19 protein-coding genes, 1 tRNA gene and 3 pseudogenes are annotated in these 25,928 nt (G+C 36.2%); 10 read left to right on the forward strand and 13 right to left on the reverse strand.

Going from position 1 to position 25,928, the window contains the following annotated elements:
* Nucleotides 1–49: 49 nt before the first annotated feature.
* The 5 genes from KBP46_RS12775 to KBP46_RS12795 form a co-directional block, all read right to left on the reverse strand.
* The gene (locus KBP46_RS12775; RefSeq protein ID WP_216443408.1) at nucleotides 50–3,148 is read right to left on the reverse strand and encodes an efflux RND transporter permease subunit; all 3,099 of its coding nucleotides are present in this window, start codon (nucleotides 3,146–3,148) and stop codon (nucleotides 50–52) included.
* Entirely contained in the window at nucleotides 3,148–4,263 is a 1,116-nt protein-coding gene (locus KBP46_RS12780) for an efflux RND transporter periplasmic adaptor subunit (protein ID WP_216443409.1), read from the reverse strand. The genes KBP46_RS12775 and KBP46_RS12780 overlap by 1 nt, the downstream gene beginning before the upstream one ends.
* Nucleotides 4,264–4,266: 3 nt before the next feature.
* Nucleotides 4,267–5,541, reverse strand: a complete 1,275-nt coding sequence (locus KBP46_RS12785; protein ID WP_216443410.1) for a TolC family protein — start codon at nucleotides 5,539–5,541, stop codon at nucleotides 4,267–4,269.
* 146 nt (nucleotides 5,542–5,687) lie between these two features.
* On the reverse strand, nucleotides 5,688–7,052 hold the full coding sequence (locus tag KBP46_RS12790; RefSeq protein WP_216443411.1) for a HAMP domain-containing sensor histidine kinase: 1,365 nt from the start codon (nucleotides 7,050–7,052) through the stop codon (nucleotides 5,688–5,690).
* Between the two features lie 2 nt (nucleotides 7,053–7,054).
* Nucleotides 7,055–7,729 (reverse strand): response regulator transcription factor, encoded by a 675-nt coding sequence (locus tag KBP46_RS12795; protein WP_062673551.1) that lies wholly within the window; start codon nucleotides 7,727–7,729, stop codon nucleotides 7,055–7,057.
* A gap of 220 nt (nucleotides 7,730–7,949) precedes the next feature.
* Here KBP46_RS12795 and rmuC point away from each other — a divergent pair, with 220 nt between their 5' ends.
* From rmuC to KBP46_RS12815, 4 genes are all read left to right on the forward strand, one after another.
* Entirely contained in the window at nucleotides 7,950–9,455 is a 1,506-nt protein-coding gene (gene rmuC, locus KBP46_RS12800; protein ID WP_216443412.1) for a DNA recombination protein RmuC, read from the forward strand.
* A gap of 10 nt (nucleotides 9,456–9,465) precedes the next feature.
* Complete coding sequence (locus KBP46_RS12805; RefSeq protein WP_216443413.1) at nucleotides 9,466–10,305, forward strand: LytTR family DNA-binding domain-containing protein; 840 nt, start codon at nucleotides 9,466–9,468, stop codon at nucleotides 10,303–10,305.
* 90 nt (nucleotides 10,306–10,395) lie between these two features.
* The gene (locus tag KBP46_RS12810; protein WP_216443414.1) at nucleotides 10,396–11,187 is read left to right on the forward strand and encodes a CPBP family intramembrane glutamic endopeptidase; all 792 of its coding nucleotides are present in this window, start codon (nucleotides 10,396–10,398) and stop codon (nucleotides 11,185–11,187) included.
* Nucleotides 11,188–11,207: 20 nt separating this feature from the next.
* Nucleotides 11,208–11,975: an RNA methyltransferase gene (locus KBP46_RS12815; RefSeq protein ID WP_216443415.1), complete on the forward strand. Its 768-nt coding sequence runs from the start codon at nucleotides 11,208–11,210 to the stop codon at nucleotides 11,973–11,975.
* A gap of 122 nt (nucleotides 11,976–12,097) precedes the next feature.
* On the opposite strand, the gene KBP46_RS12820 is transcribed toward KBP46_RS12815, so the two are convergent.
* A complete protein-coding gene (locus KBP46_RS12820; RefSeq protein WP_034694620.1) occupies nucleotides 12,098–12,427 on the reverse strand; it encodes a hypothetical protein in 330 nt (109 codons plus the stop codon).
* A 182-nt stretch (nucleotides 12,428–12,609) separates the two neighbouring features.
* Between KBP46_RS12820 and KBP46_RS12825 the strand changes: the two genes are divergently transcribed.
* Both KBP46_RS12825 and KBP46_RS12830 read left to right on the forward strand, forming a co-directional pair.
* A complete protein-coding gene (locus KBP46_RS12825; RefSeq protein WP_216443416.1) occupies nucleotides 12,610–13,791 on the forward strand; it encodes a hypothetical protein in 1,182 nt (393 codons plus the stop codon).
* Nucleotides 13,775–14,356: a hypothetical protein gene (locus KBP46_RS12830; RefSeq protein WP_216443417.1), complete on the forward strand. Its 582-nt coding sequence runs from the start codon at nucleotides 13,775–13,777 to the stop codon at nucleotides 14,354–14,356. The genes KBP46_RS12825 and KBP46_RS12830 overlap by 17 nt, the downstream gene beginning before the upstream one ends.
* On the opposite strand, the gene KBP46_RS12835 is transcribed toward KBP46_RS12830, so the two are convergent.
* From KBP46_RS12835 to KBP46_RS12850, 4 genes and pseudogenes are all read right to left on the reverse strand, one after another.
* Entirely contained in the window at nucleotides 14,305–14,832 is a 528-nt protein-coding gene (locus KBP46_RS12835; RefSeq protein WP_253297035.1) for a 5-formyltetrahydrofolate cyclo-ligase, read from the reverse strand. The two genes, KBP46_RS12830 and KBP46_RS12835, sit on opposite strands and share 52 nt — an antisense overlap.
* A 53-nt stretch (nucleotides 14,833–14,885) precedes the next feature.
* Nucleotides 14,886–15,114 (reverse strand): annotated as a pseudogene (locus tag KBP46_RS12840) (ferredoxin).
* Complete coding sequence (locus KBP46_RS12845; protein WP_216443419.1) at nucleotides 15,114–16,358, reverse strand: peptidase U32 family protein; 1,245 nt, start codon at nucleotides 16,356–16,358, stop codon at nucleotides 15,114–15,116. The pseudogene KBP46_RS12840 and the gene KBP46_RS12845 overlap by 1 nt, the downstream one beginning before the upstream one ends.
* Before the next feature lie 58 nt (nucleotides 16,359–16,416).
* A pseudogene (locus KBP46_RS12850) lies at nucleotides 16,417–17,777 on the reverse strand (rhodanese-related sulfurtransferase).
* A gap of 340 nt (nucleotides 17,778–18,117) precedes the next feature.
* Between KBP46_RS12850 and KBP46_RS12855 the strand changes: the two are divergent.
* Complete coding sequence (locus KBP46_RS12855) at nucleotides 18,118–19,644, forward strand: trypsin-like peptidase domain-containing protein (protein ID WP_062673528.1); 1,527 nt, start codon at nucleotides 18,118–18,120, stop codon at nucleotides 19,642–19,644.
* Between the two features lie 165 nt (nucleotides 19,645–19,809).
* On the forward strand, nucleotides 19,810–20,379 hold the full coding sequence (locus KBP46_RS12860) for an N-acetyltransferase (protein ID WP_216443420.1): 570 nt from the start codon (nucleotides 19,810–19,812) through the stop codon (nucleotides 20,377–20,379).
* Between the two features lie 64 nt (nucleotides 20,380–20,443).
* On the opposite strand, the gene KBP46_RS12865 is transcribed toward KBP46_RS12860, so the two are convergent.
* The 3 genes and pseudogenes from KBP46_RS12865 to KBP46_RS12875 form a co-directional block, all read right to left on the reverse strand.
* The gene (locus KBP46_RS12865) at nucleotides 20,444–20,899 is read right to left on the reverse strand and encodes a hypothetical protein (protein WP_062673523.1); all 456 of its coding nucleotides are present in this window, start codon (nucleotides 20,897–20,899) and stop codon (nucleotides 20,444–20,446) included.
* Nucleotides 20,899–21,278, reverse strand: a pseudogene (locus KBP46_RS12870) (RidA family protein). Before KBP46_RS12870 ends, KBP46_RS12865 begins: the two are co-directional and overlap by 1 nt.
* Before the next feature lie 144 nt (nucleotides 21,279–21,422).
* Complete coding sequence (locus KBP46_RS12875; protein ID WP_062673519.1) at nucleotides 21,423–24,008, reverse strand: putative LPS assembly protein LptD; 2,586 nt, start codon at nucleotides 24,006–24,008, stop codon at nucleotides 21,423–21,425.
* Between the two features lie 53 nt (nucleotides 24,009–24,061).
* Between KBP46_RS12875 and KBP46_RS12880 the strand changes: the two genes are divergently transcribed.
* Both KBP46_RS12880 and KBP46_RS12885 read left to right on the forward strand, forming a co-directional pair.
* Nucleotides 24,062–25,348 carry an N-acetylmuramoyl-L-alanine amidase gene (locus KBP46_RS12880; protein ID WP_174525196.1) on the forward strand — a complete coding sequence of 429 codons (1,287 nt, stop codon included), beginning with the start codon at nucleotides 24,062–24,064 and terminating at the stop codon, nucleotides 25,346–25,348.
* A gap of 60 nt (nucleotides 25,349–25,408) precedes the next feature.
* Nucleotides 25,409–25,483, forward strand: a tRNA-Glu gene (locus KBP46_RS12885).
* Nucleotides 25,484–25,928: the final 445 nt, after the last annotated feature.

Below are 25,928 nucleotides of genomic sequence, written 5' to 3' on the forward strand. Positions count from 1 at the left end.
GGGATCTTCCTCACGGATCCCGGCCTCATAATGAACAAAATAAAAGAAACTATATTGCTTCCTTATGCTTTTTACGGTAGGCATAATGGAAAATGATAGGTAGAATTGTAAATGACAGCAGCATACAGACGATCAATCCACCTACAATCATAATGGCTAAAGGCTTCTGAATTTCTGATCCCATTCCGTTTGACATAGCTGCCGGAAGAAGTCCCATAGATCCCATCAGGGCAATCATCACCACCGGACGGATTCTGCTTTTCACTCCCTGAGCTATGGATTCTTTGAGGGACATCCTGTTTTGTAGGTTTTCTTTCATAACCCCGATCAGAACAATACCGTCTATGGTTGCCACTCCGAAAAGGATAATGAAACCGATTCCCGCTGAAATTCCGAAGATGGTTCCCGTAAACCAAAGGGATAAGAATCCTCCGATAAATGCAAATGCGAGTGTAATGGATGAAATCAGCGTATCTTTTATATTTCCGAAATTAAAGTACAACAGCATCAGAATAAGAACTAAAGAAATCGGTACTACCATAGCCAGCTGTTTTGCGGCTCTTTCTTTACTTTCAAATTCTCCGGCCCACGTCATTTTATGCTTTTTCGGAAGCTTCACTTCTTGATCTACTTTCGCTTTGGCTTCTTTAATGGTACTTCCCAGATCGCGTCCTTCAATATTAAATCCAACTCCGATATATCTGCTGTTTCCTTCACGGTAAATAAATGATGGTCCGGTATGATAATCAATGGTTGCAATTTCTTTCAGCGGAACTTTTTTATTGTCCTGAGTCGGGATCAAAATATTTCCCATTTTTTCAGGCGTATCTCTGTAATCTTTTTCAAACCTGAGCATTACGTCAAACATTCTCTCCTGTTCATAAAACTTGGTAGCGGCCTGCCCTCCGATGGTCATTTCGATGACGGCCTGTGCATCTGCTGTGGAGACACCATATTTTGCCATTTTGGAATCGTGAAGCTGTATTCTCAATTCCGGAAGTCCGATATTTTTGAAAACATTGACGTCCGATATTCCCGGAACTGTTCTGATCGAATTAGCTACTTTATTGGCGTAATTTTCCAGCTCAAATAAGTCATTTCCAAAAATTTTAATGACCAACGGAGCTTTTACTCCTGCTACATATTCTTCCACATTATCCTGTATCGGCTGGCTGAATCCAAAATTGATACCCGGAAATTTCTCAAGGGAGATTCTCATTTCTTCAAGAAGTTCTTCTTTGGATATTTTTTTCTTCCATTCATTTTCTGGCTTCAGCTGAATATTAAATTCGATATTGAAAAATCCGGTGGGATCGGTTCCATCATTAGGACGACCTGTCTGGGTCATGACAAATTTTACTTCATCATACTTCATGAGAATCTCCTTCATCTCTTTAGTTAACCTTACAGATTCATCCAGATTGACACTGTTGGGAAGGGTCGCTCTTACATAAATTGCACCTTCATTCAGTTTGGGCAAAAACTCAGATCCATAATTGGAAAATCTCCATCCACACACGGCAAGCAAAGCAACGAAACCAACAATGAATCCTTTTTTGTGGCGGTCACTGAACTCGTAGATTCTGTAGATATTAACTCTGAAGAATCTTGAAATAAAGTTTTCTTTCTCTTCAATATTTTTTGTCAATAGCAGTTTACACATTGCCGGAACGTAGGTCAAACTTAAAATCAATGATCCTAATAATGCATACCCAAGAGTAAATGCTAATGGTGAGAACATTTTTCCTTCAACTTTCTGGAAAGAGAAAATCGGCATCAGCGCAACGATCAGAATCAACAGGGCAAAGAAAATATAACTTGCTACACTTCCTGCGCTTTTCTTGATGATTCCCAGTTTTGAAATTTTGTTAAATCTCCGCAGTCCAATCTTTTTCGCTTTAAGTTCAAGGGCGACAAAGACGTGTTCGACAATAACCAGTGTTCCTTCCAAAAGCAGCCCAAAGTCCAGTGCTCCCATGGAAATCAGGTTGGCCGGGAGACCCTGAATTTTCAACATAATAATAGCAAACAGGAAAGCCAGAGGAATAACTGATGCTACAATAAAGGTTGTTCTCCAGTTGTAAAGGAAAATGAATACAATAATGGAAACGAGAATAACTCCTTCAATAAGGTTTTTGGACACGGTATGAACCGTTGTATTTACAAGTTCTGTACGGTCAATGATGGGAACAATCTGAACATCACCTGGCAATTCTCCCCCATTCAGTTCTTCTATTCTGTCTTTCAGTCTTGCAATGACTTCACTTGGGTTTTCCCCTCGAAGCATGATCACAATTCCTTCTACAACATCATTGTCTTTGTTGTATCCTACCTGCCCTAATCTAGGTTTTGCAGAAACTTTTACTTCCGCTACGTGTTTCACCAAAATAGGGGTAGAACCTTTGACCTCGATCTGAATATTCTCAATATCTTCTTTTTTCTCCAAAAGACCGATCCCCCGCACTACATAAGCCTGATCACCTTTTGCCACTACATCTCCTCCTACATTGATATTACTCTTCGAAACCGCTTCATACACATCCAGGGGGGAAAGGTCGTAATTGTGTAATTCCGTAGGATTAATTTTTATTTCATAGGTTTTTTCTTCTCCACCAAAGCTTACCACATCTGCCACACCAGGGACGGCAAGCAATTCTCTTTCCACTACCCAATCCTGAATAGCGGTTACTTCTTTGATCGGCAGTTTACTCTTGATAATATATCTGTAAATTTCACCGGTAGCTCCTGAAGGAGGCTCAATACTATATTCTGCTCCGGTAGGCAGCTCTACATTTCCCAGTTTATTGGAAGCATACTGCTGGGCATAAAAATCATTCACATGATCATCAAAAATAACTGTCACCACAGACAATCCGAATAAAGAAATAGAACGCACCGAAGTTTTATTCGGGATAGCATTCATTTCTTTGGAAATGGGTAAGGTGACGAATTTTTCAATTTCCTCAGCACTTCTCCCCGGCCATTGGGTAATAACTCGTACCCTTGTATTGGTAACATCCGGAAATGCTTCAATAGGTGTATGCATATAGGAATAGATTCCTCCGGCCAGCAAAAGAAAAGTTCCCAAAAGAACAATCAGTGAGTTTTTTAATGAGAAGGAAACTATATTCTGTACAAATTTTCGCATTACTTCGTGGAATTATTTAATTGGTTTTTCAGGTTCTCATAAATCAATAGTCCGTTGGAAGCAATGACGTTTTCACCTGGTTTTAAATTTCCTTCTACATAAATATACTGGCTGTTGGAAGCAATCTCTGCTACGGGTCTGATCTCCAGTTCACAGTCTTTCTTGTAAACCACTACATAGCTTTGGTTATTATCGAAGATTAAAGCCTTTGCTGGAATAGCCAGTGCGCTTTTGTTTTGTGAATTAACTGGCAATACAACATCTGCAGACATTCCCGGTCTCAGTTTCATTCCATTATTATCCATGATGATCTTGGCTTTGAGTACCCTTTCGTTTTCATTGAAAACCTGGGAAATCGTATTGATCTTTCCGGAGAAACTGTCATCAGGATAGGCAAGCGTTTTTACCACTACCGGCTGATCCACATAAACATGCCTCATGTTGGTAGCATACACATTGGCCATTACCCATACTTTATCCAGATTGGAAATGGTAAACAGTTGATCTCCTCCCGCAGTAACAGGCATTCCTTTGGAAATATTCTTTGAAATCACATATCCATCTGCCGGAGCTTTTATCTGAATCGTATTTCCTCCTGCGGAATACAGCTGCATATTTTTCTGTGTTTTAGAAATATTGGATTGCAAGATGGCTACTTCGGAACGTGCTTCCTGCAAATCCTTCTGAGAGGCAATGTCATCTTTATACATGGCTTCTACAGAAGACAACTTTCTTTTCGCAACGGCCAGCTGAGCCTGTAAAGTTTGAGTATCATCCTGCATTTCATTCACAGCTGTACTCTTTACGCTTGCCAACGTTTGTCCTTTTTTTACATAATCACCAAGTGAGAAATAGGTATCCATCACGACTCCGTCTACAAGACTTACAAAAGGAACCGTTTTATCAGAATTGCTTTCCACTTCCCCGGTAAGCGTAATACTTTCTTCTATGGGAAGCAGTTCTGCTTTGGCCAGTTTAATATCTTTTTTAAGTTCTTTACTGATGCAATAACTTTTTTCAGCTTCTTTATTTTCCTGTTTTCCGGCACAGCCTGTAAAAATGATGAGGGCAGACAAATAAGCTGCAGCGGTGTATTTAGTAATATTTTTGTTCATATCTTATAAATCTTGTCCTACAACATACTGCAGGTTTTCGTAGTATTGGTTCAATTCTTTTTTAGTATCCAGGATGATCATTTTATTTCCGATGTAGGTATCCAGAAAATCCATATACTCAAGCATACTGATATTTCTTAGTCTGAAATTTTTCTCGTGGCTTACTAACAAACCGTCCAGAGTAGATTCATAATTGCCATCAATCTCTTCTGAAACCTGCTGTGTTCTGATATAATTTCTGAAAACAGAGACAATTTCATTCTCAGATTTCAGTATATTTTTACGGGTCTCCAGTTTGCTTTTCTCAATCTCAAGCCTTGCTTCCTGGATATTCCCTTTATTACGGTCGAAAATGGGAAGATCCATAGAAACCCCTAATCCTATAAAGTCTTTCATGATATTTCCTCCACGGTCGTATCCTATAGAAACAGCAACGTCAGGAGTTTTCATGGCATTTTGAAGTTCCAGGTTTTTTGCAGCATGTTTCTCTTTATTTTTCGAGATCATAATATCGGGGCGGTTTTCTTTTGCCTTGTCTATCCATTGGCTCACTTCCAACTCAGAAAGTTGTTTTTCAGGCATCACAAATGAATCTGTTATCACCAGGTAAGATTGAGAAGGCAGCATCAATAAGGCTTTAAGCTCTACCTGCTGATCTTCGATTTCCTGTTTTAATGAAATCAGCTTCTTCTTGAATTCAATTTCCTGTGCTTTTAAGCGGACATATTCAGCTTTACTGATATTCCCGAGGTTTAATTGATTATTGTAGGATTTCGTTAATTTCTCAATGGAAGTAATTTGCCCTTGATAGATTTTTTGCTGTTCCTGATTGTAAAGAATTTCGGTAATGGTATTTCTGAGTGTTTTTTTAAGTTCACGTAAAACTTCCTGTAACTCATACTTCTCTCCTTCCACTTCTATTTTCTGGAGCTCAATATTTTTTCGCCTTTTACCCGCAGTCTGAATCACCTGTTCTATTTCCGCAGAAATCTGAGTATTTTTTCCCCAGTTTCCGATCAATGCCGGCTGTTCTTCTATGTCATAAGTTCTCCATAGATTGACTTCACTGATACTCAATGTAGGGTTAGGCCAGTATTTAGCCTGAACAGCTCTTGCTTCTGCTTGTGAAATTTCAAGCTTCTGAGCAATAAGGTCAAGGTTTTTAGCCAAAAAGATAGTTTCAGCTTCCTTTCTTCCAACTTTCAGGGTATCTGAAATCTGTGCTGAAAAGAAACTGAAACAATGAATATAAAATAGGGTAAAAAATAGCTTCTTCAAAGTCTCTTATTTTAAGACCACAAAGCTATTTGTCTAAGATTAGAGGGAATTGTAAAGAAAATTAAAATTCGGTTAGTTCAACATTAGAGTTTGATTAGAACTTTTTTAAAACACGAAAAACACAAATCTTTTCACAAATAACACGATTATGAATGGGCAGGAAATTCCAGGAGAACATTGGTTCCCACATTGACCGTAGAATCAATTTTCATCACTATATGATGATGGTCAAAAATACTTTTTGAAAGCGATAAACCAATTCCGCTGCCTTTTACAGTATCTACATTTTTTCCTCTGTAGAAAGTCTCAGATATTTTCACAAGATCATCAGCCGGAATTCCTCTTCCTTCATCTCTGACCTCGATATATAACTGATTGCCCTTTTCTGATAAGGTAATCACTACAGGTTTATCAAAGGAATATTTGATCGCGTTTTCTACAATATTATATAATGCCAGATACAGCAGAGTTTCATTTCCGGGAAATTCCAGCAAAGCAGGTTTCGTTACCTGAAGCTGTATTTTAATGGATGAACGGCCTTCCTTTGCTTTGGGTTCTAATTTCTCATAAATCTTCCAGACCAGTTCATCCACTCTCATCGGTTTGTGAGAAGACTCAAGCTTTGTCATTCCGGACATCAGTAAAAGATTGTTGAGAATATTTTCAATCTCATATACATTTTCCAATGACTCTTTAGCCACTTCCCTGTATTCTTCCGGTGTACGGTCTTTTTGGGCAAACACCTCCAGATTTCCAGAAATCGCTGCTAAAGGTGTTTTGAATTCATGGGAAACATAATTGATAAAGTTCTGCTGCAAGAGTACATTTTCAGAGATTCTGCCCAACAGTTTATTATAGGACTTTATCAAATCTTCAATCTCGTCATTGGTATTGGTAGAAGTAATAATTGCCGTAGAAATGTTATTATACTCTACTTTATTGATCCGTTCTACTACATTGGAGATAGGTTTATAAACTACTTTAGAAAGGTATCTGCTCAGAAAATAGATTGCGAGAAGCCCGATCAACAATACAGAAAGCATGATAATAGCAAGCCTCAGAATCTGCGACTGGAAAGAATCGTTGGAAGACTTCACAAAAACCACAAAGTCACCTTGGTTATCAGGATAAAAAATTCCATAGTAGAATTGATTATCAGACATAAACTGTATTCCTTTGTTTTTTCGGACAGCCTGCAAATGGGAAAGCTTTATATTCTTATCGTTCAGGTTATGTCCAAAGGTAACTTCATTATTCTGATTATAAACCGCTACCCTGTTATTCTGAATCAGATGGTTGTATTCTTTTTTAATCTGGGCATGTCGGTCTTTCGGGAGTTCATCCTTTTCAAGATAATAAATAGCAGAGATAAGAGCCGTATTTCTGAGCTTTTCAAAATAGAAAATCTTGGTACTGTCATAATAGGCAAAAAATATCACCGCAGATGTGATGATAGAAACGATGCCAAATGAGAGGCTTGAAATAAGGGTAAATCTACTTCTTAGCGTCATCTTCAGTCTTTGATCAAATATCCGGTTCCTTTTACTGTATGAATAATTTTCTGTTCTGTCTCATCAATCTTATTACGGACATAGGAAATATAAACATCTACTACATTCGTTGTATTATCGAAATCAATTCCCCATACCTTATGTAAAATCTGGGTTCTGCTCAACACTTTATTTTTATTCTCCATCAGAAAAGTAAACAGTTTGTATTCCGTAGGGGAAAATTCTATTTCCTTATCATTCTGAGTTACTTTATGAAGATCTGTATCAATCACAATATTTCCGCATGATAAATATTGATCCTCCTTTTGGTAGCTCATTTTATTTCTTCTGGTTAAAGCTTTAATCCTTGAAATCAATTCTTCAAAATGGAAGGGTTTGGATAAATAATCATCAGCACCCATATCGAGCATTTTGATTTTATCATCAGGACTGTTCAGGGCACTTAAAACCAAAATCGGAGTATAGTTTCCTTTAAATCTGATGATCTGGGTAAGCTGCATTCCATCCAGTCCGGGAAGCATGATGTCCATTAAAATAATATCAAAATCATAGGTATGAAGAAGTTCGCGTGCCTTTTCCCCGGAATCTGCCAGGGTTGTATTATAGCCAGCCTCGGAAAGGCCTTTTATCAGGAAATTACTGATTCTTTGATCATCTTCTACCAGCAAAATATTCATAAGTCTCTGAAATTTCCCATAAATATAGGTATTCTAATTCAGAAAGAAAGCTGGGGGCCGGAAGCGAGAGGTAATGGAATTTTATAAAGCGATTGTTTCCATTTTATTTCCCTTTAAAAAACATTGAATTTAATTGTAAAAAAAATCAGTTCTTATCTGTCCAAAAGGAACTTCCAACATCCCGTTTCCAGCTTCCGACCTTTTTTCATAATTTTGGAAGATGGAGATGATATATTTAATTATTGGATTGATTGCCGGTGGTGTACTGGGCGCTGTTATACTATACTTTGTACTAAAATCGTCAATGGTTTCAAGAAGTTCTTATGATGCACTGAACACTTTATCCATTAAAACCCAATCTGATCTTGAAAATTCAAACCAGAAAATTCAGGAGCTTAATCAAATCATCAGTAAAGAGAAAGAAGCCAATATGCTGCAGCAGGATCTATTGGATGACCTTAAAAATGAATTTTCTAAAATCTCTGCCGAATATTCATCCTTAAATCTTCAGTTTCAGGAGTTAAAACAAATCAATCAGAGGCAGACTTCTCAGATAGAAACTCACATTCTTGAAAAACAGACTCTTTATGCTAAAAACTCTGAACTTTCTGCCAAAAATGAAGGTCTTCAACAATCTCTTGACACCCAGAAAGAAGAAATTGTTAAAATTCAGGAAGATTCTAAACTTCAGTTTGAAAATCTTGCCAATAAAATTTTAGAAGAAAAAACTGAAAAGTTTACTACCTTAAATCAAAATAACTTAAAAAATATCCTTGAACCTTTTCAGGAGAAAATCGCGGATTTAAAAAATAGAGTCAACGAAGCTTACGAAAAGGAAAATAAAGAACGTTTCTCCCTTGCAGAAAAGGTGAAAGAACTGGCAGAACTAAACCAGCAGATTTCCGAAGATGCCAAAAAATTAACCCGTGCCCTGAAAGGAGAAAGCAAAACTCAGGGAAACTGGGGCGAGATGATTCTGGAAAGTATTCTTGAAAAATCAGGATTGGTAAAAGGAAGAGAATATTTTCTCGAACATGAATTGCGCGATGAAGACAATAAAGCTTTATTTTCTGAATTCTCCGGAAAGAAAATGCGTCCTGATGCTGTTGTAAAATACCCGGATGAAAGAAATGTCATCATTGATTCTAAAGTATCTCTGACTGCTTTCACAGAATTGGTTGACGAAACTGATGCTGATGTTTACGCCATAAAACTGAGCCAGCACCTCGGATCTATCAAGAATCATATTAATCAACTCAGTCAAAAAGCATACGATGACTATGGAAAATCACTGGATTTCGTGATGATGTTTATTCCGAGTGAACCGGCTTATATTGCGGCAATGCAGGCAGACCAGAACCTTTGGAACTATGCCTATGAAAGAAGAATCCTTCTGCTTAATCCAAGCAATCTGATCACTTCTCTTAAGCTGATTGCCGATCTTTGGAAACGCGAATATCAAAACCGAAATTCTATTGAAATTGCTGATCGAGGAGCCAGACTTTATGACAAATTCGTAGGTTTTGTAGAAAACCTGGAAAAAGTAGGCAGAAATCTGGATCAGGCGAAAAATGTATTCAATGATGCTTACAAACAGCTTCATACCGGAAATGACAACCTGGTGATCCAGACTCAGAAATTAAAATCATTAGGCATTAAAAATAAAAAAGAGCTACCACAAAGTCTTATTGACAACGGCAATTTTATTGAAACATTAGAAAGCTAAATCTGGATTTATGTTTTCATTTACAGCACATCCATACCCCAAATCCGAATCTTTCAAAGAAATTTTTGTTTCTTCACTGGGAGCAGGAGCTGCTGTTTATTTATTTCTGATTATTTTTCAGCCTTTTGGTACGGAAAACTTTCAGCATCCCTATAAATTTGTATTACTTTTTCCCTATTGCATAATCTTTGGAACTGCATTTTTAATGGCCAATCTTATAACTTCCCGTTTCAGCAACTGGAATATTGGTTCGGAACTCTTAAAAATAACTTTCATTCTATGTACGGGTTCTATTCTATCCTACTTTTACAATTCATTATTCTTGAGCCATGTAAAACTGGATATAGTCAATTACTTTTATATGTTCCTGTATACTTTGGCTGTCGGAATTCCTATTTCTATCATCTATATTTTATCACGGTATATCTATTTAAAGACTATTCATGAAAAGAAAGCCCGCGACATTTCTCAACACCTTCCCGTTTCGCCTCCTGCAGAACGACAAAATCTGTTAAAAATATCAGCCCAGAATACCGAGCTTGTCATGAATAAAAAAGATTTTCTTTGCGTTCAGTCTATGGAAAACTATTGTACATTTTACTTTTTAGAAAACAACAGCTTAAAAAAAGCATTGATCAGAATAAGTTTAACCAATGTTTTACAACAAATCGAAACAAGTTCTGTCAAAAAATGCCACCGTTCTTATATTGTCAATCTTGGAAGGGTAAAGAAACTCAAAGGAAATGCTCAGGGTTATAAATTAGTTCTTCCGGAAATCGATTTTGAAATTCCTGTTTCAAGAAGTTTTATTCCTTCAGTTATTCCTCAATTGCAACAGCAGCATTCATAATTTTTGTCATTCGTCACTATTCTTTGTCATTGATCACATTAACTTGAAAGCATTGATTTAAAGCTACATTTTTGCTCAAAATTAACAGACATGAGTAAAAACATCCGCTTCTTTTCCATCTTTATTCTAGGGTTTACAGCCTATTATTTCTTCGATTTTCTCTTTTTTAAAACCATACAGACTTTCTCAAAAGATCTGTTTCACAGTAAAGCAATAGCCCATATAATTGCTTATTCGGTAACATTAATTCCATTGATAGTCACGTTAAAAATTCTGTTACCTCAAAGAAATATCCTTGATCTGTTCTCATTAAACAAACCCATTATCAAAGGATTTGTGTTAGCACTTACCGGAACTACTCCTATGCTCATTGGATACCTGATTCATTTTAAAACAATCTCAAAAATAAATTTTGAATCTCTGTATATCAATACTCTTTCATCAGCATTTTTTGAAGAAATTATTTTCAGAGCTTTTCTTATTGGAATACTATACAGATTTACACGACTTGGATTTTTATCATCCGCATTACCAGGATCTTTACTTTTTGCACAGGTACATTTGTATCAAAGCCAAAACTTAATAGAACTTACCGAAATATTTACCATTACATTTTTAGGGTCAATATTCTTTGCCTGGGCATATTTTGAATCAGAGTATAACTTATGGACCGCCATTTTCCTTCATTTTTTTATGAATTTGTACTGGGAAATTTTTAATATTTCGGAAAACGTTTCCGGAAATTTCTATGGAAACCTCTATAAATTGTTATCCATTGTCGTCTTGATCTTGGTCATTATCTATTATAAAAGAAAAAATAAAATTCCACTGGAGATGACATGGAAAAACCTTTTTATTAAAACCAGAGAAGTTCAATCATAAATTTTGCATAATTTTGCAGCATGTTGATAGAAAGTTTTCAAAACGATAAAATAAAAAATGTCACTAAGCTTCTTACTGACAACAGGTTTCGTAAAAAATCAAAAGTTTTTGTAGTAGAAGGACAGCAGGAAAATGAAAGAGCCATGCAGTATGATTTTGAGCCGCTGGAGTTCTTTATCTCTGAAAATATCTTTAAAGGAACTCTTCCCGATGGAAAAATCCATTATGTAAGTGAGAAGGTATATGAAAAAATCGCTTACAGAGGAAGTTCCGAAGGAATTATCGGCATTTACCATACCAAAGAAAATTCACTTTCATCATTTGTTCCTAAAGAAGATGCTACAATAATCATTGTAGAAGGCGTGGAAAAACCGGGAAATCTTGGCGCTATTTTAAGAAGCTGTGAGGCATTTGGTATTGATGCCCTGATTGTTGCTGACGGGAAAACCGATTTCTACAACCCTAATGTGATCAGATCCAGTGTAGGATGCCTGTTCGGAATGGAAGTCTATCAGGCTGAAAATACGGAAACATTGGAATTCCTGCAGAAAAACAGTTTCAACATCTACACTACGCTGATGGATGAAAGTGCTGAAGACATTTATAAGAGAGATTTCAGACAGCGTTCTGCCGTATTATTCGGGACGGAACATTCCGGATTGAGTGATTTCTGGATTGGAAAAGGAAAAAACACTTTAATTCCGATGGCAGGAAGTATTGATTCTTTAAACCTGAGTAATGCAGTAGCTATTACCTGCTATGAATCTTTGAAACAGAAGAAGGGATAAGCTATTCCTGATCTGATTTTGATATGAAAGAGATTGCTTCGCCTTTAGCTCGCTATGACTAAGCATAAAAGAACCGTTTCACTGGGTGAAACGGTTCTTTTATTGTTAAGCGTATGCTAGAATTATTTCTTAGCAGCATCTTTAGCAGCATCAGCAGCTCCTTTAGCAGCATCAGCAGCTCCTTTAGCAGCGTCAGCAGCACCTTTAGCAGCATCTTTAGCAACTTCAGCACCAGCAGCAGTAGTAGCAGCAGCAGCATCTTTAGTAGCTTCTACAGCAGTAGTTGCAGCAGAATCAACAACTTTAGCAGCTGAATCAGAAACTACAGCAGCAGAATCAGCTACAGTAGCAGCAGCAGAATCAGTTGTACCTTCAGTAGCAGTAGCTTCAGTTTTTTTACAAGCAACTAGAGAGATTGCAGCGATAGCAGCTACGAATAATGACTTTTTCATAATAAATTAAATTTAATTTTGTTAATATTGTTTTATAAAATTTTCTTCTGTTCTGTTATTTGAACAAGACAAAGGTAGAGCAGTTAGAAAATTTGTCTATGAAAATAATTGTAATACCTTTGTAAAATAGTTTTACAAAAAAACATAGCTGATAATCAACAATTTAATTATTTTTTGAAAAATTGACAGATTTAGATCTATTACACTTTGAACAGCTAAAAAAGGATGTTCAGGGTCAATACTTAAAAGAATATACCCCTTCGCAGGATGACATATCCAAGTGGAAGGGTATAGATATTATATATTTTCAGGAAGACCTTCGAAAAAAAGCGAAAGGAAACATCAGTGAAAAGTCATTTTACACTTATTTTAAAACTTCACCGGTTACTAAACTACCAAGAATAGACATGCTCAATTTATTGAGCATTTATGCGGGTTACAACTCATGGTACGATTTCAAGAAACAGCATCTTTTTGCGGGTGAATTACTTCAGGAAAATGAAAATTTTGAAGACGAAGATCTCGAAGAACTTGAAAAAACAGTTTCTGAAGCTCCTGAACTTCCAAAAATTGAACTTCAACCTAAAAAAGTTGAAATCAGGACCCCAGAAAATACTGATTTACAAAAATCGAATACTGAAAATCAACAAATTACACAAAACAAAACAATAACAAATGAGATAGAAATTTCAACTGTTCCGCCTAAGAAAAATTTCTTCAAAAAGAATGCCTGGGCACTTGTTACTTCAGTTTTGATTACGATTACCGGTCTTTTAGGTTTTAAAGATGTACTTTTTTCAAAAACTTATAAATATTGTTTCATTGATAAGGACAGAGGTGTTTCTGTGATCAATACTTTAGAAATAATGGTAGTGAAGGAAAATGAATCTCCGTTGATGTATAAAATAAAACCAGGCGAATGTTTTTATTATTCTACCAAGGATAAAAATTTAAAAATGCGAATCAGTGCTCCCTTCTATGAGCCTCTGGAAGTGAACAGAAATCTTGAAAATGCCCCTGAAGAAGAAAAAATAGAACTAAAGCCGGATGATTATAAGATGGCGGTTTATTATTTCTCTATAAAAGACATCAAAGGAGGAAATCCGGATGAGCAGGTTGCTCTTATCAAGCAAAAAAGAAATCAGCTTGAAAACCTGATCAGCAACAATGCAGTAATTTATCAGGTATATGATAATGATACTTATGGCATTGAAAGACTGGATAAGCAGAAGTATATCACGCTGGTAACGACTCCAACGACCTCTCTGAAAAACCTGAATGTAATAGAAATGAAAAAGGATACCAAAGGTAAAATTGTATCCATCAAATTTAAAATTGCTACCACAGATGAAAAGAATAAGTAATTTTTTAATTTTCACCGTGCTTCTGACTTTATTTATTGCATGTAATAATAAAACATCAGAGGTGAGCGACCTCGATAAACTACGAAACAGCAACAATGAAAAAAGCTATCCTGCCGTACAGATGGATAGTATGCAGGCGATTAATTCCATCACCAAGCAGAAAGTTCAGGAGCTTCTTGATCTGTCTACCTTATATCTCAGCGGAAACAGAAATACAGAAATAGATACCGTGATTTATTCACAAATGGAAAGCTATTTCCACAAACCGGATTCTCTGACGTTTAAAAGGCTGCTGAAAGAACTGGACAGCATGAAAGCAAAAACAGCTAAAGTGAGTAACCTGAATGTCTATAAAGAATTTTATAAAAAAGATACATTAGACTACGCCAAGTTCAATGTGGAATACTTTGATAATAAAAATAAGTCTTTAGGGAGCTTTGAAAAGAATGCACAGTATATTCTGCTTTCAACTTCCAAACTTAAAAAAGAATTTAAATTTTACTTTTTAGATTTTTATTCCAAACCGCTTAAGAAAGACAGCACTTCAGCAGCAGTAACCAAATAGTCCAGGGGAATATCGTTTTCCCAGACATCATCCACATATTCATCGGGGTCAAAGTAATTGACTCCGATTTTTTTGGTCTCCTCAGATATACTTTGAAACAAGCTATCATAAAATCCTTTACCATAGCCTACTCTATTCCCTTTTTTGTCGCAATACAACAAAGGCGTAATCACATAATGAAAGTATTTTTCGCCGGAATCTTCATTGGAAACAGGTTCTGAGATCCCCCAATTGTTGGTTTCAAAAACAGTATCTTCAGAAATCTCAATATTAATAAGCTTATCCCCAACAATTTTAGGAACATAAACACGGATGTTGTGCGCTAAAAAATATTGAATGAAGATTTGGGTATCAATTTCTTTCCTTGCCGGAATCGGGATAAAAACGTGTACTTTTTCTGATTCTTTTGGCTTAAAATATTGAATGAAATTTTCAAAAATCTTCTCAGATAACAGAAAAGTCTCATCTGGAGACAAGGCTTTCCTTTTTTGGGTATATTTTTTTCTAAGCTCAGCTTTCAGCATAATGATCAAGTAATTCTTACAGAAATAATTTTCACAGGACAGGCGTTGGCGGCTCTCTCCAAATATTCAAACGCTTCGTGGTCTGGTGTTTTAACGTGTAGAAGCCTTTTTATCAATCGTCTTAAGCAATACTGATTTACCATCTTTTTTAGACATTCTAAAATATTCCGGAGCGAATTCAACACAGTAATTACAACCAATACATTTATCTCTCTGAAGTGTAGCAATGACCATTACGCTTTAACAATTTTATATAATTTGTCACTTGGCCGTACACGGAACTTCGTAGGGAAAGTAATCACATCAGACTTTGTTGCCTTGTCTGCTCCTGTCTTCTGATCAACGATCATACTTTCAATGACCATTTCCTGTGATCCTGTAGTGGGTCCCTGTATAAGGACACTGTCTCCTACAGAAATATCATAGGCCTCAACCACAAATTCTGCGATATTGGATTTCGGGTAGAAATGCCTTCCTTTTCCAATATAGACTTTCTTTTGTGTTGCACTGGAACCGGAGTTTGAAGACCAGTCACCCAGCTCCTGCCCAAGATAATAACCACTCCAGAAGCCTCTGTTGTATACGGTCTCCAGAAGTTTCATCCATTCATCCACTTTTTCCTGAGAAAACGTTCCTTCGGCAATACTGTCAATTGCTTCTCTATAACATTTTGTAACTGTTGCTACATATTCAGGAGCCCTTCCTCTTCCTTCTATCTTCAAGACTTTCACACCGGCATCCACAATCTGATTCAGGAAACCAATAGTACAAAGGTCTTTGGGAGACATCATATATTCATTATCAAGTTCAATTTCAAAACCTGACTCCTGATCAATCACAGTATATTTTTTCCGGCAGTTCTGTTTACAGGCCCCTCTGTTTGCTGAAGAATTATGGGAATGCAGGCTCAGATAACATTTCCCGGATACTGCCATACATAAAGCACCATGCCCGAAAATCTCCACTTCAACAAGATGACCGGAAGGTCCTTTTACCTGATCTTTTTCAATCTGAGTACAGATTTTTTTGATCTGGCTGATACTTAATTCACGGCTCATCACCATGGTATCAGCAAAAAGAGCATAGAATTTTACGGTTTCAATATTGGTTATATTAATCTGGGTGGAAATATGCACCTCCATACCAATTTGCCTTGCATAAGAAATTACAGCCTGGTCCATTGCAATCACTGCTGTAAGACCGGCCTCCTTCGCTTTATCTAAAAGTGTTCTGACGATAGAAAGATCATGATCATAGATGATGGTGTTAAGGGTCAGATACGTTCTTACTCCTTTTTCAGCACATCTTCTGGCGATTTCCGGCAGATCATCAATGGTGAAGTTCATTGTTGCTCTTGCACGCATGTTGAGTTGTTCAACACCAAAATAGACAGAGTCTGCACCGTTATCTATAGCCGCCTGAAGTGATATGAAATCTCCTGCAGGAGACATCAGTTCTATTTTTCCGCTTTTTGTCATTTCAAGTCTGGGATTATTAAGTTGTTAAAACAGAAATAACTGTATTGACAGCTATGAATTATGCGTTTTGCACAATTCTGTACAATTTATCAGATAAACGAACTCTGAATGGCAGCGCAAAAGTAATCTGATCTCCAATGTTTGCCGTTTCACAAGGCCCTCCGTTAGCATAGATTTCAGTAATGGTGACTTCCTGCTCTCCCGTTGTAGGACCTGAGATCAATACTTTATCACCCACTGATAAATCCTTATGTTCAATTAAAAACTGTGCAATCTTTGATTTTGAGTAGTAATGTTCTGCCTTTCCAATCAATTCTTTTTAACAGCAATCTTCTGACGGATATTTTTTGTCTCAGCTTTTGCTAAAGGCTTATCAGTTAAATCTCCTGAGTTTTTAAATTTCAGGGCATCTGATTTTCCTTTTCTGAATACTTTATTTCCAACCTGTAATCCCTTTCTCAGTTTCACCTGTTCATCCCACGGCAAATGAATGGTCTCCAGACATTCCGTAGAACAGCAGTTTTCCATCGCAGCTTTACAGTCGTCGCATTGGATAAACAACAAATGACAGGCATCATTGGCACAATTGGTATGATTATCACAAGGTTTTCCACACTGGTGGCATTGTGCAATAATATCATCTGTAATTCTCTCCCCTAGTCGGTGGTCAAATACAAAGTTTTTACCAATGAATTTACTTTTTATTCCTTCTTCTTTGATCTGGCGTGTATATTCAATGATACCTCCTTCCAATTGATAAACATTTTTGAAACCCTGGTGTTTGAAGTACGCACTGGCTTTTTCACAACGGATTCCTCCGGTACAGTACATCAACAGGTTTTTATCTTCTTTAAAATCCTGTAGCTGTTCATTGATGATGGGTAAACTTTCTCTGAAATTTTCCACATCCGGAGTAATGGCACCTTCAAAATGCCCTACTTCACTTTCGTAGTGATTTCTGAAATCTACAACAATGGTATTGGGATCTTCCAGCATATTATTGAATTCCTGAGCTTTTAAGTGAATTCCTTTGTTGGTCACATCAAAAGTTTCGTCATTCAAACCGTCAGCAACAATTTTGTTTCTGACTTTTATGGTTAATTTTAAAAATGAGTAATTGTCCTGGTCTACCGCTACATTCAAACGGATTCCTTTCATGAAGTCATAAACTTCCAGCGTATCACGAAAAGCCTCAAACTGATCTGCAGGAACACTCATCTGAGCATTAATTCCTTCTGTAGCAACATAAATACGGCCAAGAGCATCAAGGGCATTCCAGGCTATAAATAGTTCGTCGCGAAATTTTTTGGGGTCTTCGATTTTGGCATACGCATAGAAAGACAAGGTAAGACGGTCTTTACCGGCTTCATCAATAAGTTGAGCTCTTTCTTCTGCGCTTAAGGTGTTATACAGTTGCATGCTATAAACGTTTTAAGTGAGAATAAAAATTTTTGCAAAGATAATCATTTTAGAATTAAGTATATTTATGACACCAATCACGAACAATAATCAGTAACCTGCCAGCAATGAAAATCAGATCACTATGTATGATAAGTCTGCCATATTTTCTTTAATTTTTTTTTAAGTTTTGTTAACTGTGACATTAACAATTATGACATAAGGCACAAAATCATATAATAGCCGTTAAATTTTAGTTAAAATTGAAACATAGCATACTAATTGCTTACTTATTTAACATTAAATTTGTTTACTCAAAAACATAAAAAGAAAATTAATTAATAAACAAGAAAGATATACAATGAAGAGTACTTTAAAAAAACTATTACCATTTGCAGTAGTTGGAGTCCTTTCCGGAGCTACTACCGTTGGAGCTTTACAATATTTCGGACACGGCTCCAACAATGGAGATCAATCTTATTTCACAACAGCAGCACCCAATACTTCATTCGCAGGAATGAATACGGGAGCAGTAGGTGATGATTTTGTAAAGGCGGCTAAAACAACCGTTCCCGCTGTAGTAACTATTAAAAATTATCAAAGTAGAACATCAAGCAGAGCTTCAGAGCAGGATTTGTTTGACTTTTTCTTCGGAGATCCTTTCGGTGGAAGAGGCCAGCAGAGACAAAAGCAGCAGGTTCCTGATAATATGCCATCGGGAATGGGTTCAGGGGTAATCATCTCTCCGGACGGTTATATCATTTCCAACAACCACGTGGTAGCAGGTGCCAATAAGCTGGAAGTTGTACTAAGCAACAAGAAATCATATATCGCAACATTGGTAGGAACAGACCCTAATACAGATATCTCTTTATTAAAGATTGAAGAAAAAGGGCTTCCTTATCTGAATTTTGCGAATTCTGACAATATTGATGTAGGACAATGGGTTCTTGCAGTAGGAAATCCATTAGGATTAAACTCTACGGTAACAGCAGGTATTGTTTCTGCTAAAGGAAGAGGTATCGGAATCCTGGGAAGCCAGGGAAAAGCCGCGAACCCTATTGAAAGCTTCATCCAGACGGATGCTGCTATTAACCCGGGTAACTCAGGAGGTGCTTTGGTAAATACCAATGGAGAACTTATCGGGATCAATTCTGCGATTCAGTCTACCACAGGATATTACCAGGGATACGGATTTGCCGTTCCTTCTAACCTGGCGAGAAAAATTGTTGAGGATATCAAGAAATTCGGAATTGTACAGAGAGGATTCCTTGGAGTTCAGTCTTTAGATCTTTCAAATGATCAGTTAGTAGCATCTTACAACAAGCAGTTTAAAACAAATCTGAAAGTAGGTTCAGGAATTTATGTTACAGGATTTGGTGAAAACAGTGGTGCTGAAGATGCAGGATTGAAAAAAGGAGATGTAATCACTAAAGTAGACAACTACGACATCACAGATTTTGCCGATCTTTCCATGTCTATCGGAAGCAAACGTCCTGGTGATAAAGTTCAGGTAACGTATTCAAGAAATGGTAAAGAAGGCACTACTACTGTCACACTGAGAGACCAAAAAGGAGGTACTTCTACCAGAACAAAAGCAGATCTTACCGTAACTGAAAAAATCGGAGCTGAATTTGACCCTCTTACAGAGCGTTTCAAAACAGAATACGGACTGAACAGTGGTGTAGTTGCTAAAAACGTATCTGAGGGCAGCGAAATGGCTAAAATCGGAATTGTAGATAACTACATCATCATTGAAGTCAATGGTAAACCTGTCAATTCACAGAAAGACGTAGAAAAGATCCTTGAGAAATATCAGGGGAATGTACAAGTGAAATTCGTGGATGATTACGGAAGAATTTATACCAAAGGATTCAAAATGCCTTAATTGAATTTCTTTGATTTCACATTAAAAATTTAACCATTCTTGCTTAAGAATGGTTTTTTTATGAAAAAAATAAGTTAACTAAGCTCAATGCAGAAACTAACACAAACCATATAAAACACTGATTAACACACTTCTATTTTTATATATTTGAAAAAACAAAAATGCATGAAAAAAGCTACCTATGAGGATAGAGAAAAAGTCGTTACTATTTTATGCCAGGCTTTCATAAATGTTCTTATTCCTAATTCTATCAATTTTGTCATAAAGAATTCTGGCAACAGATATAAGAGATTGAAAGCATTAATGGAATTTCAATTTGATTTATCAATGCTAAATGGAAGCATATTTCTCAGCGACGATCACAAAGCGTGCATTTTATACTTAGACAAATTCCCGATCAGTTTAAAAAAAATCTGGCTTGAAATAAAATTGCTGTTCAATTGTATTGGAATTGAAAATATCTTTAAAGTTTTACAACGAGAAAAACTCTTAGCAAAATTTCATCCGGAAGAAAAATTTGTTCATTTATGGTTAATGGCTGTAGTTCCTGGTGAACAGGGAAAAGGAATTGGAACAAAACTTTTAAAAGAATCTATGAGTAAATATGAGAACGAACTCATATATGTTGAAACAACAACATTAGAAAACAGAACCTTCTATCAACAAAATGGATTTACCATTTTCCATGAAACCTTTGAGCTGGATTATCCCCTTTATTTTTTGAAATATGTTTAATATGGAAATCTACTAACTCTTTTCAACAAAAAACGCTGCAGAATCTGCAGCGTTTTTTTATTATTTATTTAGACTTATTCATTTTGTCAGCGATACTTTTCTTTTTATTTCTTTCGTAGATAACTTCTACAATCTTACCTCCAATCCAGGAAAACGGAAAGAACGTAAGGAAAATGGAAATCTTATAAAACGTAGGATGATATGGAAAAATAATAACATCCAGCATAGCAATAAAAAGCATAATAAAGCCAATCAGAATAGCATAGGCTACTTTAGCATATTTAACAATGATAGCGGTTGCCACTCCCCCGATTGTAGTCCCTAATCCGGAAATAAACAAAAGGAAGCCGAAAAACGCCTTATCATCTTTCATGCTGAAAAGAAACCTTTGCCAATGCTCAAACGGAGCAAAAGCCTCAAAAGTTACCCATTGCGGAAAAGCCCTTATACCAAGAGTAATAATAAGTCCTGTAATACCAAGACCTATCAGAACCGCAATTGTATTTCTTATAAAGTTCATTAATCCTGATGTGCAATCATAGAAATTTCGATATCCACATTTTTAGGCAAACATGAAACCTGTACTGTTTCACGAGCTGGATAGCTTTCTGAATCTAAGTAAGATGCATAGATATCATTCATTACAGCAAAATCATCCATACTCTTAAGGAAGATGGTAGCTTTTACAACATTTTTGAAAGTCATGCCGGCTTCAGTAAGAATCGCTTCAAGGTTTTCATTACCTGGTGCGTTTCCTTTTCAATACCTTCTACCAATTTACCAGTTGCAGGATCTACAGGAATCTGTCCGGAGATATACAAAACTCCGTTGGCCATATTAGCTTGTGAATAAGGTCCGATAGCTGCAGGTGCATTAACTGTGTTGATTATTTGTTTCATAGCGGATATTTATTTTTTTCTATGGTTATATGCAATCACTATCTGCAATATTTGTTGGTATTTGAATTCTGCCAACAGTGATTTTCATTAGAATTTATTTTGCTTGCAAATATAAAATTTATATTCACAAATGCCAATCTGATATTAGAAAGGTGCATTAGGCTGGGTAAAGCTTCTGTCTTTGTACTTCAATGCATCACTTAAAATATTGGCTTTGATACCGATAAAGAAGTCATACACTTTATACTGACCAAACGGAACCCAGTTGAAATTGATGGTAAAACTTCGCTGATCTCTTGAAAAACCAATTCTTGTATATGCCAATTCTTTAGTCACCATGTCATAATGCGTACTTCCGTTGATATTCCAGTAAGGAGTTAGTTTGATACTTCCATCCAAACCTAGTGATGCAATTTTATTACCAAACCTGCTCAAGCCTTTAGAGTACGCATAATTGGCACTGATATTTAAAGTCCATGCCTGATCAAAATGAGCATAATGATCATCATCAAAATAGTAATTTTCATTTCGGACTTCTCCCTTCGAGGAATACTTTTTAGCATAATCTGTTTTTTCTCCAAAGATCTCGCTGCTTAAAGGATAAGATAACTGAACGTTGAACCCCTGTACACTGAAGTGTCCGAACTGCTCTGTTCTGATTCCTGTATCCTGTCCTGGTAAGAACTCAATTTTATAAGGTTCCAGTGCAAGGCTGGTATTTACTGTCAGTTTATTATTGAAAAATGAAGATTGTCCGTTGATTGAAAATACAGACCAGGGATGATCTTTAGCGGCAAAGTTGTAGCTTCCTGCAAGGTTTAAAGATTCAAAAATTTTGATTTTCTTTACCCCTGTAGAATCACTCTTAGACTTTACTTTCATCTCAATATTGTTACCGATATTGAAACCTAAGGCTCCCTGCATTCCACTTGACGGACTTCCGATAATTCCTTTTTCAAAAATAGAATATGGTGTCAACGCTCCGTTTGCATTATAATAGTTTCTGTAATATCCGAAGTTAGGACTTGAAAAGTCTGGTGAATAAGTAAAACTCAAACTTGGAGTCATCATATGTCTCACCGCTTCTACCGTAGATCCTTTTTTGAATTTCATCATTCCGAAAAGTGTGGTCTGAAGACTGGCAGAAGTAGAGAAAGTAGAGTATCCTGTAAAGTTTTTATTGATTTCATCAACCGTTACATTTTTTACCGGATCATAATATCTGTTCAACGTTTTTGTTGTCAAAGCATTGTCGATATTGGCACTTAAACTGAAAGTGAAATATTTTGCCAATGTTGTATTGGTTGCTAATGCGATATTGTTTTTAAGTCCTGTCTGCATTTTATCCCACATTTCTTTTTTAAACAACTCATTCTCCTGAGTGTTTACGAAATTGGTAAGGTTGAAGCCGGTATTTACCGTAATATTTTCAAGAAGCCCTTGTCTGATTCCTGTTTTTGATTTAAATAAATAGAACTGATTGATGGCTACGTTCATCTGTGGAAGACGAAGATCTGCCAATCCTGTGGCAAAGTTCTGGGAATAGGAAGCCGTTCCTGTAATAGTCATCGGAAGTTTCAGGAATCTTTTGGTAAGGGTTACCGTAGAGTTCTGCTGGGTATTCAATACATTCTGGTTGAAAATGTAATTGTTATTCAACGGGTTATTATAGAACTTGGTACTTACAATATCTACAGAAGCACTGAATGTAAGGAAAGGATTGGCTTTAGAATCCTGCGAGTGTGTCCAGTTGATTCTGTAGGTACTGTTTTTAGTATAATCATCCAAACCTTTAATTCCTCTTACCATGGTACCAATATCTGCAGTAAAGTTTCCTGAGTAACGGTATTTTTTCTGGTAATTCACCTGAGGGCGTAAGTTCCAGCTTCCTTTTGTATAAATATCTGCTAAAACTTTAAGGTCGAAGTGCTCTCCGATCGGTTGGTAATATCCTATCCCGTTCAGGAAGAAACCTACATCTTCCCTTTCCCCGAAACTTGGAATCAGAATACCTGCAGCTCTTTTATCTGAGAATGGTAAAATAGCGAATGGAAGATAAAGAGGTGTAGGAACCTGTTCGATAAACATCTGAATAGGACCTGTAACGATCTGGGATTTTGTTTTGGTTTTAATCAGCTTAATATTATAAGCTCTCATAAAATAATCTGCTGCCGTATCTTTTTTCTTGATAAAATAATCATCCGTTGTATAATCTGCTTTTCTCATTGCAAATACGGAATCATTATATTTTTTAGTCTTCTGAGCTATAATTACGCCTTCACTTTCTTCTGTTCTTGCATTGAAGGCAATGGCCTGTTTTGTTTTTGTATTATAGCTGAACTCATTGGTTTCGTATTTTTTCCCGGCCTGCGTCGTAATTACAGGTTCTACAATTTTCCCTAAAGAATCCTGTTTTCCTCGCGCATAGATCAGATTTTTGTTATCATCAATAGAGATATAATCTGCATCAATCTGCATATCCTGATATTTTACCTGAGCATTTTTGTTCAGGAATGTCATCTTTTTAGGGACATCTCTTCTCTGATCATCTGCTTTTGTACGAAGAACATCATTTAAAGGTTCTTTTTTTACAACTATGGTATCCTTTTTGGAAATAGTATCATTAACCGCATTTTTAGGCAATTTTTCAGGAGTTTTCTGTGCTAAAAAATTGTTAAAAATTAGGATAATTAAAATTTGTAATATATTTTTGAAGACGGTTTTGGCCAATTTTATACTATATAATTAAGGCCCAAAATTAATATAATTTTTATAACTGTAAGATGCACAAACAAAATTTTAAAATAATTTTATCATTTCTCCTTATCCTAACCAGCAACTTTATTTTCTCTCAAAAGAAGTTTACTATCGTTCTGGATGCGGGACACGGAGGAAGTGATCATGGAGCCAACAGGACCTATTCCGACATTGGAAGAGTCGCAGAAAAAGACATTACACTTGCCATTACCTTAAAAGTAGGTGCCATGTTAGAGAAAAACAGAGATTTCAAAGTAATATATACCCGTAAAATTGACGAATACCCTTCTCTGTCTGACAGAACCAATCTGGCTAACAGGAGCAAAGCAGATCTTTTTGTATCCATTCACTGTAATTCTTCCCAGAGACCTACCGCCTATGGAACAGAAACTTATGTACAGGGACCTAACCAGAATAACGAAAATCTTGAAGTAGCCAAAAGGGAAAATGATGTGATCTTCCTGGATGAAAAAGATAAGCAGATCTTTGGTTCTTATAATCCGGACTCACCGGAGTCATTAATTGCTCTGAAACTTCAGCAAAGTAAATATCTTGAATCAAGTCTTCTTTTGGGAGGATTGGTAGAAGATAATTTTGTGAATAAAGATAAAAGATCATCAAGAGGTGTATTTCAGAAAAACCTTCACGTTCTCCGTATGAATGCCATGCCATCCGTACTGATAGAAACAGGGTTCATCAATCACCCTGAGGAAAGCCACTACATCGCCTCAGACAAAGGACAGACTGAAATTGCAGAAAGTATCTACAATGCTATTATTGATTATAAAAAGGCGATTGACAGAAAATCCGGCGGTTCTATTGCAACAAGAAAGCCAGAGCCAGAAAAACCTGCAGAGGTTCCTTTGAAAAATGATTTCAGAATTCTATTAATGAGTTCTCCTACGAAATACAATGAAAATGATCCTGCCCTGAAAGGCCTGAACTATATTCTTACGCTTAAAGAAAACGGGCAGTACAAATATTACTATGCTGTAACCAATATGGCTTCGGTAAAAGATATTAATCTTAAAACAGCGAAAGATGCAGGTTTCAGAAATGCATTTGCTGTAGGATTTATGCCGAATCAGAGAATCAGCATGGGATATTATACGATTGAAGTATATGCAGGTGATAAACTGAATGGTAATTCTTATATTCTTCAGAATTTAAAAGATGTGGAACGAAATAAGGACAATGGTGTATTTTACTACACCTACGGAAAAGTATACACATTGGAAGATGCTGTAAAACTTCAAAAGGAACTTGAAGCTAAAGGTATCAAAAATACTGTGATACAAAAGGTCTACAAATAAATCAAAAAAAATAATTTTGAAGTTTAAAAGTTAATTCCTACTTTTGCAACCTCAAAATTTGGCCTATTCGTCTAGTGGTCAGGACTCAAGATTTTCATTCTTGCAACAGGGGTTCGATTCCCCTATAGGCTACCAAAAAATATAAACCTTTAACTACTCAGTTAAAGGTTTTTTTATAGGCAGTTTTATTTTCTCATTTGCAATTAAAATCTTCGCATAAATTTCAGATTGTATGGTTTTATTAAAAAAGATCTGTATTCATTATCATTTCATATTCATTATTTGTCTTTTAAAGCTTCCCTGCAAATTACCTGAATAATTTTTTCGATTCGTAATTATTAATCTTTTGGATGAGATTTTAAAAATATTTATGTATTAGCATTCACAATTTTAATGATTTAAAGCGTAAGCTGTTATTTAGGTATTAGAAAACCGGGAATTTTCCAAACAAACCTTAAAATGACGGGCTTACGCCTATGTACCTATAATTGTCATGGACGGGATCTTTCTGGTTTATTGGGTTCTTCGCGGTACCTCTAATAAGGATTGACTTCTGTTTCGTGCCTTTTGCATTTATATA

The organism is Chryseobacterium sp. PCH239, from assembly GCF_018924625.1.
GTDB lineage: Bacteria > Bacteroidota > Bacteroidia > Flavobacteriales > Weeksellaceae > Chryseobacterium > Chryseobacterium cucumeris.